This is a genomic window from Nocardioides sp. (assembly GCF_024509035.1).
Classification (GTDB): domain Bacteria; phylum Actinomycetota; class Actinomycetes; order Propionibacteriales; family Nocardioidaceae; genus Nocardioides.
This window is the reverse complement of record NZ_JANINT010000065.1, coordinates 1-10,167: the sequence shown is the minus strand read 5'-3', so window position 1 is coordinate 10,167 and position 10,167 is coordinate 1. Positions and strand designations below refer to the sequence as shown.

Annotated in this window: 8 protein-coding genes and 1 tRNA gene; 3 read left to right on the top strand and 6 right to left on the bottom strand. The window is 71.5% G+C overall.

What is annotated here, in order from left to right; all coding sequences use genetic code 11:
* The 5 genes from Q0L15_RS05850 to Q0L15_RS05830 form a co-directional block, all read right to left on the bottom strand.
* The coding region (locus tag Q0L15_RS05850; RefSeq protein ID WP_296602905.1) for a universal stress protein at positions 1–902 on the bottom strand (902 nt) is incomplete at its 3' end.
* A gap of 199 nt (positions 903–1,101) precedes the next feature.
* Positions 1,102–1,176: transfer RNA gene (locus Q0L15_RS05845), tRNA-Val, on the bottom strand.
* Between the two features lie 225 nt (positions 1,177–1,401).
* Entirely contained in the window at positions 1,402–1,878 is a 477-nt protein-coding gene (locus Q0L15_RS05840) for a peroxiredoxin (protein ID WP_296602903.1), read from the bottom strand.
* A 105-nt stretch (positions 1,879–1,983) separates the two neighbouring features.
* Positions 1,984–3,609 carry an AMP-binding protein gene (locus Q0L15_RS05835; RefSeq protein ID WP_296602902.1) on the bottom strand — a complete coding sequence of 542 codons (1,626 nt, stop codon included), beginning with the start codon at positions 3,607–3,609 and terminating at the stop codon, positions 1,984–1,986.
* A 130-nt stretch (positions 3,610–3,739) separates the two neighbouring features.
* Positions 3,740–4,183: a DUF3052 domain-containing protein gene (locus Q0L15_RS05830; RefSeq protein WP_296602901.1), complete on the bottom strand. Its 444-nt coding sequence runs from the start codon at positions 4,181–4,183 to the stop codon at positions 3,740–3,742.
* A gap of 221 nt (positions 4,184–4,404) precedes the next feature.
* Here Q0L15_RS05830 and aceE point away from each other — a divergent pair, with 221 nt between their 5' ends.
* Complete coding sequence (aceE, locus tag Q0L15_RS05825) at positions 4,405–7,137, top strand: pyruvate dehydrogenase (acetyl-transferring), homodimeric type (RefSeq protein WP_296602907.1); 2,733 nt, start codon at positions 4,405–4,407, stop codon at positions 7,135–7,137.
* 55 nt (positions 7,138–7,192) lie between these two features.
* On the opposite strand, the gene Q0L15_RS05820 is transcribed toward aceE, so the two are convergent.
* Entirely contained in the window at positions 7,193–8,137 is a 945-nt protein-coding gene (locus Q0L15_RS05820) for an alpha/beta fold hydrolase (protein ID WP_296602899.1), read from the bottom strand.
* Positions 8,138–8,281: 144 nt separating this feature from the next.
* Here Q0L15_RS05820 and Q0L15_RS05815 point away from each other — a divergent pair, with 144 nt between their 5' ends.
* On the top strand, positions 8,282–9,472 hold the full coding sequence (locus Q0L15_RS05815; protein ID WP_296602898.1) for a CdaR family transcriptional regulator: 1,191 nt from the start codon (positions 8,282–8,284) through the stop codon (positions 9,470–9,472).
* Between the two features lie 103 nt (positions 9,473–9,575).
* The coding region (locus Q0L15_RS05810; RefSeq protein ID WP_296602896.1) for an ACP S-malonyltransferase at positions 9,576–10,167 on the top strand (592 nt) is incomplete at its 3' end.

The window sequence follows — 10,167 nt, the reverse complement described above, 5'->3', positions numbered from 1 at the left end:
GCGACCGTCACCCGCAGTGCGTCGGCGTCGGGCTCGATCCGGTCCTCGAGCGGCAGCACGACCGTGACGCACTGGACCTCCTCGGGATCGGAGGAGCCGATGACGAGCTCGGAGAGCCGGCGGGAGTGCCGGGCGCCGACCACGAGCAGGTCGGCGTGCCGCCGTGCCCGGTGGAGCCACTGGTCGATCGCCGCGTCCTCGACGACGAGCCGCACGTCGACCCCGGGCCAGCGCGAGCGCATGTCCCGCACCAGGTCGCTCAGCAGCAGTCGCTCGAACCCGAGGAGCGAGGGTCCGAGGCTGGCCTCCATCCGAGCCGTCGCGTCCATGAGTGCGATGTCGCGCGGAAAGGGGTCGGGCGGCGGGTCGGGCAGGCAGTGCACGACGGTCAGCGGGAGGTCCCGCCGGTCGGCCTGACCCCAGGCGTAGGCGAGGATCGACTGCGACTCCGGTGAGCCGTCGACGAGCACGACCACCCCGACGCCGGGGGTCCGCCGCAGCCGTGGGACCACGACCGGGCACCCGGCGCGGGCCTTGACGAACCCCAGCGCCGAGGACATCAGCGAGTCGTCCTGGGCCACGGTCGAGTGCGAGCCCACGACCAGCATCGCCGCGTCGTCTGAGAGGTCCAGCAGGGCCTGGTGGGGGTCGGTCAGCCGCAGCACGTGGCGCACCTCGACGGCCGGGGCGATCCGGTCGACCTCGGCCTGCGCCGCGTCGAGGACCTCCCGACCCGTGGCGGTGGTCGCGTCGATGACGTCGCGGAAGTCGATGGTCTGGAAGTCGACCCACGACGACAGCGCCGCGCCGACGCCGTGCACGAGGGTCAGGGGCGTCTCCTCGTCGACGGCCTCCTGGATCGCCCAGGCCAGGGCCTCGGCCGCGGCCGGGGTCTGGTCCACGCCCACGACGATGGTCCCACCCGGGACCGACTCGCTCGCGATGGCCGCCACCTCCCTGTGCACACGCCGATGTCATCCTGACGAGGTTCTCTTCGGCGGAAGTGCTCAGGTCCTTAACGGCTGGCACCGATGAGCACGGGCCGTCTGGACAGGTCGGCGCTCGGGCTCGCGTCGCGCGCGGTGGCCGGCGGTGGGCCGGTGGTGGGCGCAGAGGGGATCGAACCCCCGACCACCTCCTTGTAAGGGAGGTGCTCTACCGCTGAGCTATACGCCCGACACGCCCTCGACGGCCCGGGAGGCCTCGGGAGCGGGGCACACACTACGCAACACGGCGGCCCGCGACTGAACTGGCCCGAAATAGAGTTGAACCGCAGGCGTCTCGGGTCACCTGCGGTTCAACAAGGTCAACTGTAGAGGCGCACTCAAGGGGTGTCGCCCGAACGGGTGAATTCCCGGGGATTTCTCCCGGTCCGGTCTAGACCGGCTCGCAGGTCGAGCCTCAGACCGCGGCGAGCAGCTGCTTGAGGTGCTCGTCGAGGTCGCGGCCGTCGGGCATCGCGTTGTGCACCGACCACCGCACCCGGCCGTCGCGGTCGATGATGTAGGACGACCGCCGCGGGCAGCCCTTGGCGTCGTCGAACACGTCATAGGCGCGGGCGACCTCGCCGTGGGGCCAGAAGTCGGAGAGCAGCGGGAAGTTGATGCCGTCCTGGTCGGCGAAGGCGCGCAACGCGTAGACCGGGTCGCAGGAGAGGCCGAGCACCTCGGTCTCGAAGGTCATGAACTCGGCGAGCCGGTCGCGGATCCCGGTCATCTCGCCGGTGCAGACCCCGGAGAACGCGAAGGGGTAGAAGAAGATCGCGACCGCCTTGCGATCCCGGAACGACGACAGCGTCACGTCCTGGCCGAACTGGTCGCGCAGGGTGAAGTCGGGCGCCAGACCGCCGAGCTCGAGTCCGGTCCGCGAGGTCGTCATACCGCCATCCTCGCACCCGCCGGGGACAGCGCTCACCCGGGTGTCGGCGGGGAAGCCGTGGCCCGTCAGTCGGCGTCAGTCGGCGTCAGTCAGCGTCAGTCGGCGTCAGTCGGCGTCGAGGTCGCGCTTGAGCACCTTGCCCGTGGCGTTGCGGGGCAGCTCGTCGAGGAACACGATCTCGCGCGGCACCTTGTAGCGGGCGAGGTTCTCCTTGACCCAGTCCTTGAGCTCGTCCTCGGGGGTCGAGCGGCTGACGACGACGAAGGCCCGCAGCCGCTTGCCGAAGTCGGCGTCGTCCACGCCGACCGCGGCGACCTCGACCACGGCGTCGTGGCGCATCAGGCAGTCCTCGACCTCCTTGGGGAACACGTTCTCCCCGCCCGAGACGATCATCTCGTCGTCGCGTCCCTCGACGTGCAACCGTCCGTCCTCGTCGAAGCGGCCGACGTCGCCGGTGGACATCAAGCCGTCGACGACCTCCTTGTGGCCCCCGCCGGTGTATCCCTCGAAGAGCAGTCCGTTGCCGACGAAGATCCGGCCGCTCTCCCCCGGCGGCAGCTCCCGCCCGTCGGGGTCGAGGATCTTCACGATCGTGGCGTACGGCGGCTTCCCGGCCGCGGACGGTGCCTCGCGCAGGTCGCGCGGGGTCGCGATCGAGGCGTAGGCGACCTCCGTGGACCCGTAGATGTTGTAGAGGTTCTCGCCGAAGTGGTCCATCCAGTCGGTGGCGAGGTCGCCCGGCAGCGCCGACCCGGAGGAGGCCACCACCTTGACGCGCGAGAGGTCGTAGCGCCGCAGGGTCTCCTCGGGGAGCGCCATCATCCGCTGGAGCATCACCGGGATGACCACCAGTGAGTCGCAGCGTTCGTCCTGCGTGATCCGCAGGCAGTTCTCGGGCTCGAAGCGCCGGTGGAGCACCACCGTCGAGCCGAGCAGCATCGACAGGGCGAGGTGGGCGAATCCCCAGGTGTGGAACAGCGGTGCGGCGATGTGGGTGCGCCAGCCGTAGCGCAGCGGCATCCGCGAGAGCAGCGACACCGCGGCGTCGATGCCGGCCTCGCTGCGCGGGGCGCCCTTCGGGGTGCCGGTGGTCCCCGAGGTCAGGATCACGATCCGCCCGTGCCGCCCGGCCGGGTCGAGGTCGTCGTCGCTCTGATCGGCGATCAGCGACTCCAGGGTGGGGTCGGACCCGGTGGCGTCGCCGTCGGCGTCGGTCCAGGCGAGGACCGACGTGCCGACGTGTGCCTTGGCGAGCAGGCCGGTGAACTCCTCGTCGTGCACGACGAGCACCGGCTGCTCCCGCTCGAGGACCTCGACGAGCTGCGGTCCGGCGAAGGCGGTGTTGAGGTAGAGGATGTCGGCGCCGAGCTTGGCGGTGGCGATGCTGGCGTCGACGAAGCCGCGGTGGTTGCGGCACATGAGGGCGACGCTGTCGCCCTCGGAGACGCCCAGGTCGGCGAAGGCCCGCGCGAGGGCGTTGGAGCGGCGGTGCACCTCGTCGAACGTCAGCGATCCGAGCTCGTCGACGAGCGCCGTACGCCGGGGGTCGAGCAGCGCGGCCGCGGTGAACCCGCCCGCGGGGCCGGTCCCCCAGTCGCGGAGCACCTTGACCACCCGTGCGAGGGCCACCGGGCGGTGCGGTCGGATGACTCCCGCCTGCCCCAGGACCTTGAGCGTGGTGCCCGTCGCCGCAGCTCCGGCGACGGTCTTCTGGAGCACATCCTGGAGCACGGAGCGACACTTCCTGACGGTCGGACGGGTGGGGTCGTCCGGTGCAACGACCGGCCGGCCCATTGGTCTCGGCGCCGGGCGAGTGACCCGGGATACGCCGGGTCGCCCGGCCCCGGGCGACGGAGGCGGGCTAGGCCGGGGTCTTGGGTGCGAGCAGCCGGGTCGCGGACCAGTCCTTGCTGACCGCGGCCGTCGTGGTCTGCGAGAGGCCCGCGACCGGCGCGGCCTCGGCGATGTCCGCGGGGTCGACGGCGTTGGGCCGGCCCACCTTGGGGGTCAGCAGCCAGATGGCGCCGCCGCCCACGAGGTCGGTCAACGCGTCGACGAGTCCGTCGACGAGGTCACCGTCCTCGTCGCGCCACCAGAGCAGGACCGCGTCGACCACGTTGCCGTAGTCGCCGTCGACCATGTCGGCGTCGATGCGATCCTCGATCGCTGCGCGCAGCTCGTCGTCGGTGTCGTTGTCCCAGCCCAGCTCCTGGACGACCATTCCGGCCTTCAGGCCCAGGCGGTCGGCCGGGCCCGTCGCAGGTCCGTCTGTCTGGGTGGACCCGCCACCCGGGGTCGCGCTCAAGTGCTGCCTCCATGTCTGGGTCTGAAGTCGGAACTGGGGAGTAGTCCACCGGAGAAGACCGTGGCCACGCAACCCGTGTCCACCGCGGCCCGACCCGGCGACGACCACAGCATGGCACTACCCGCGGGTAAATTCACCGCTCTCCAGGCGCGTGCGACGATGGGCGGGTGACCGAAGACCCAACCCCCACTTCCGGCACGGACAGCAAGCGGAGCGGCACGATCCCGACCGTGATCCACGAAGGCCTGCCGACCCAGCTGCCCGACATCGACCCGGACGAGACCCACGACTGGCTCGACTCCTTCGACGCACTGGTCGACGAGCGCGGGCGCGAGCGCGCCCGCTACGTGATGCTGCGCCTGCTCGAGCGGGCCCGCGAGATGCAGGTCGGCGTCCCCGCCCTGCGCAGCACCGACTACATCAACACGATCCCGCCCGAGCGCGAGCCGTGGTTCCCGGGCGACGAGGACACCGAGCGCCGCATCCGCGCGTTCATCCGGTGGAACGCCGCCGTCATGGTCTCCAGCGCCAACCGCAAGGGGCTCGAGGTCGGCGGCCACATCGCGACCTACCAGTCCTCCGCCAGCCTCTACGAGGTCGGCTTCAACCACTTCTTCCGGGGCAAGGACCACCCCGGCGGTGGCGACCAGGTGTTCATCCAGGGCCACGCCTCCCCCGGCATGTACGCCCGGGCCTTCCTCGAGGGCCGGCTGACCGAGACCCAGCTCTCCCGGTTCCGCCAGGAGGTCCAGCACGGCCCGCACGCCGGGCTGTCGTCGTACCCCCACCCGCGGCTGATGCCGGAGTTCTGGGAGTTCCCGACGGTCTCGATGGGCCTGACCGCGATCAACTCGATCTACCAGGCCCGCTTCAACCGCTACCTGCACAACCGCGGCATCAAGGACACCAGCGACCAGCGCGTGTGGGCGTTCCTCGGAGACGGCGAGATGGGTGAGCCCGAGTCGCTCGGCGCGATCCGCGTCGCGGCCCGCGAGGAGCTCGACAACCTGGTCTGGGTCGTCAACTGCAACCTCCAGCAGCTCGACGGCCCGGTGACCGGCAACGGCAAGATCATCCAGGAGCTCGAGGCCAACTTCCGCGGCGCGGGCTGGAACGTCATCAAGGTCGTGTGGGGTCGCGAGTGGGACCAGCTGCTGGCCCGTGACGTCGACGGCGTCCTGGTCAACCGGATGAACTCCACCCCCGACGGTGACTTCCAGACCTACTCGGTCGAGTCCGGCGACTACGTCCGTGAGAGCTTCTTCGGCGTCGACCCGCGGCTGCGCAAGATGGTCGAGCACATGAGCGACGACCAGATCCGCAAGCTGCCGCGCGGCGGCCACGACTACCGCAAGGTCTACGCGGCCTTCGACGCCGCGACCAAGCACGTCGGCCAGCCTACGGTGATCTTGGCCAAGACGGTCAAGGGCTGGACGATCGACGCCCTCGAGGGCCGCAACGCGACCCACCAGATGAAGAAGCTGACCCAGGACGACCTCAAGAAGTTCCGGGACCGCCTCTACCTGCCGATCTCCGACCGCGACCTGGAGCGCACCTACGAGGAGACGGGCGCGGCGCCGTTCTTCCACCCCGGGGAGAACGCCCCCGAGATCGAGTACATGCTCGAGCGCCGCCGTCAGCTCGGCGGCTCGATCCCGCGGCGCGTCGTGCGGGCCAAGCCCCTGACGCTCCCGGGCGACGACATGTACGCCGACCTCAAGAAGGGATCCGGCAAGCACACCGTCGCGACGACGATGGCCGTCGTCCGGCTGCTCAAGGACTGGATGAAGGACCCCGAGATCGGCAAGCGCATCGTGCCGATCGCGCCCGACGAGTACCGCACGTTCGGCATGGACGCGATGTTCCCGTCGGCGAAGGTCTACAACCCGGGCGGCCAGCAGTACGCCTCGGTCGACCGCAAACTGTTGCTCTCCTACAAGGAGTCGGCGCAGGGCCAGATGCTCCACGAGGGCATCTCCGAGGCCGGCGGCGTCGCGTCCGCGACCGCCGCAGGGTCGGCGTACTCCACGCACGGCGAGCACATGATCCCGTTCTTCATCTTCTACTCGATGTTCGGGTTCCAGCGCACCGGCGACTCGATCTGGGCGATGAGCGACCAGCTCGCGCGCGGGTTCCTCATCGGCGCCACCGCCGGCCGCACCACGCTGACCGGCGAGGGCCTCCAGCACGCCGACGGGCACTCCCCGCTGCTCGCGGCGAGCAACCCGGCGGTCGTCCACTACGACCCCGCGTTCGCCTACGAGATCGGGCACATCATGCGCTCGGGTCTCGAGCGGATGTACGGCGAGGACGCCCAGGACGTGATCTTCTACCTCACCGTCTACAACGAGCCGGTGGAGCAGCCGGCCGAGCCGGAGGACGTCGACGTCGACGGCATCCTGCGCGGCATCCACCACGTCGGGGCCGGCGAGCCCGGTGGCCCGCGGGTGCAGCTGCTCGCCTCCGGCGTCGGGTTCCCGTGGGTCAAGGAGGCACAGCGCCTGCTCCGTGAGGAGTGGGGCGTCAGCGCCGACACCTGGTCGGTCACCTCGTGGAACGAGCTGGCCCGTGACGGCGCTGCCGCGGAGGAGTGGAACCTGCTCCACCCGAGCGAGCAGCCACGCACGCCGTACGTCACCGACAAGCTCAAGGACGTCGACGGGCCCGTCGTGGCGGTCTCGGACTACATGCGCGCCGTGCCGCTGCAGATCGCTCGCTGGGTGCCGCGCGACTACCGCGTCCTCGGCGCCGACGGCTACGGCTTCGCCGACACCCGCCCCGCCGCCCGCCGGTTCTTCCACATCGACGCCCAGTCGGTGGTCGTGCAGGCGCTCCAGGCACTCGCCGACGCCGGCCAGATCGACCGCTCCAAGGTCGAGGAGGCGTTCGCGAAGTACCGCATCGACGACCCCACCGCGGTCGCCGGCGTGAAGCAGGAGGGCGGCGACGCCTAGTCCTCGCCGCATCCACGTTGACCCGCCCGAAAGTTTCGGGCGGGTCAACGTGATTTCAGGCTGAGTCCGAGGAGACCGCCCGCAGCCGCGGCGCGTTGCCGCCCGACTTCAGCAGCGCCCGGAACCGCGCGCGGGAGTACGTCGCCGGCTCGGTGGTGCGGATGAAGTCCTGGACGATCCGGGCGAACCGGTGCGGGTGGTCCTTGTGCGGGAAGTGGCCGGCGTCGGGGATCACCTCGACGCGGGCGTTGGGGGCGAGCGCGGCGGCGTTGTTGGCGTGGCGGACCGGGATCACCCGGTCGTCGCGCCCCCACACCACCCACATCGGCATCTCCTCGGTGAGGTAGGCGCGGTCGGCCATCGTCACGATCTGCCCGTGCCAGTCCACGACGGCACGCACGACGTGCCGGATCGCGTGCCGGGCCTGGGCGTCCTTGAAGGTGTCGAAGATGTCGGCGACCTCGTCGAGGTCGTGGGTGATCTTCCACCCCGACCGCGACGCCGCCCGCAGGCCCGCCATGCCGAGGTGACGTACGCCGGGGAGCGTGAGCACCCCCATGACCTGGTGGAACCCGGGGGTGCTGATCGCGCGGATGCCCGGCGAGACCTCGGGGCCGAGACCGCCGGAGGCGACCAGCATCAGCCGCTCGGTGCGCTCGGGGAACTGGTAGGCGAACTGCATCGCGACCCCGCCACCGAAGCTGTGGCCGATCACGGTGACCTTGTCGATCCCGAGCACGGTCAGCAGGTCGCGCATCCCGTTGGCGTAGCCGCCGAGCGTGTAGTCCGCACGCGGCTTGTCCGACTGCCCGTGGCCGAGCAGGTCGGGCGCGATCACGGTGTAACGCCGGCTCAGGGCGTCGATCACGGGCTCCCAGGTGGTGTGGTCGCAGCCGAGACCGTGCAGCAGCAGCACGGCTGGCCCGCGGCCTACCTTCACGAAGGCGCGGCGGTGACCGTGGATGGTCACGAACTGCACGTCGTGCCCGGTGCTGACCACGCTGCCTCCTGACTCGGACCTCGCGAGGGACGTCCCGCCGGACGTGAGTCGCGATTCAACCACGCGGGTACCCACTTTCCGACGCGAATCTCCTTGATTTACCGGGGTTTTACCTGGCGGCGAGCGTCCCACTACTGTCCGGGTGTGACTCCACGGCAGGCCGTCGGCCCGCACCGGCGCGCGGCGGACGCCCTCCAACGGGCGACCGGGGCGCTGAGCACGGCCGCGACGGCCCGTATGGAGCAGGACCTGCCGTGGTTCCGCGAGCTGAGCGCGCAGGACCGGTCCTGGGTCGGGATGATCGTGCAGGCCGGCATCCGGGGGTTCGTCGACTGGTACCGCCAGTCCGTCGACCAGCCCGCGCCCGGGTCCAACGAGATGGTCGCGTCCGTCTTCGGCGCGGCGCCGCGCGCGCTCGCGGGTGTCATCGACCTCCAGCAGACGGTGGGCCTGGTGCGGCTGTCCATCGAGGTCGTCGAGGCGAACGTCGACCAGCTCCTCGAGCCCGAGGACGCCGCCGACGTCCGGGCGGCGGTGCTCCGCTACGCCCGCGAGGTCGCCTTCGCGACCGCGGAGGTCTATGCGCGTGCCGCCGAGCTGCGCGGCGCCTGGGACGCCCGCCTCGAAGCGCTGGTCGTGGACGCCGTGCTCCGCTCCGAGGCCGACGAGGCGCTGCTGTCGCGCGCCAGCGCCCTGGGCTGGGCGGCCCGCGGCGACGTCGCGGTCGTGCTCGGCAGCGTGCCCGACGCCCGCAGCGAGTCCGACACGTTCGACGACGTACGCCGGGCGGCGCGCGCGGCAGGGATGGACGCCCTGTGCGCGGTCCAGGGCGATCGCATGGTCGTCCTGCTCGGCGGCGTCACCGACGCCCGGGAGGCGGCGACGGTCGTCAGCGACCTCTTCGGACGCGGCCCGGTGGTGGTCGGCCCGGTCACCACCGACCTCGCGCAGGCGCACGTGTCGGCTCGCGCTGCGCTCTCGGCGCACCGCGCGGCGGCGGGCTGGCCGGAGGCGCCGCGGCCCGTGCGCAGCGCCGAGCTGCTGCCCGAGCGCGCGCTCGCCGGCGACGGCCACGCCCGCCGGCACCTGGTCGAGGAGGTCTACCTCCCGCTGGTGCACGCCCGCGGCACCCTGATCGAGACACTGGCGGCGTACTTCCAGCACGGCTCCTCGATCGAGGCCACCGCACGGGCCCTCTTCGTGCACCCCAACACCGTCCGCTACCGGCTGCGCCAGGTCGCCGAGATCACCGGCTCCTCCCCCGGCCAGCCGCGGGACGCGTTCACCCTCGAGATCGCGCTGGTCCTCGGCCGGCAGTCGGGTCGCGGCGCGTGAGCCGGGGCTGAGCCCCCATTTGTAGGAACCCGACAAGAGAACGGCGCCCGATTCGTGCGGGCCGGAGGCGAGGTCGGGACCGACTTCCCGACAGAGTGGACGGGTGCTCGTGATCGTCGCCCCCGGCCAAGGCGCCCAGACGCCCGGCTTCCTCCGTCCCTGGCTCGAGGACCAGACCTTCGCCTCCCGCTTCGAGTGGCTCTCGACGGTGGCCGGCCTGGACCTCGCCCACTACGGCACCGAGGCGGACGCCGAGACGATCCGCGACACCAAGGTCGCCCAGCCGCTGCTGGTCGCCACCGGGCTGGTCGCGGCGCTCGAGCTGTTCCCCCACCCGGCCGACGCGTTCGAGCAGATCGGGGCGGTCGCCGGCCACAGCGTCGGCGAGATCGCGGCGGCGGCCGGCGCCCGGGTGATCACCGCCGAGCAGGCGATGGTCCTGGTCCGCGAGCGCGGCAACGCCATGGCGCGCGCCGCCGCGGTCACCCCGACCGGCATGACCGCGGTCCTCGGCGGCGACCGCGACGAGGTGCTCGCCGCGCTCGACAAGCACGGCCTCACGCCGGCCAACGACAACGGTCCCGGCCAGATCGTCGCCGCCGGCACCCGTGAGCAGCTCGACGCACTCGCCGCCGAGCCCCCTGCCAAGGCCCGGCTGATGCCGCTGAGCGTCGCCGGCGCGTTCCACACCCATC

Bases quoted from the DNA above. Each gene is read 5' to 3' on its own strand.
- Q0L15_RS05840 (WP_296602903.1), bottom strand. From the start codon at position 1,878: ATGACGACCTCGCGGACCGGACTCGAGCTCGGCGGTCTGGCGCCCGAC.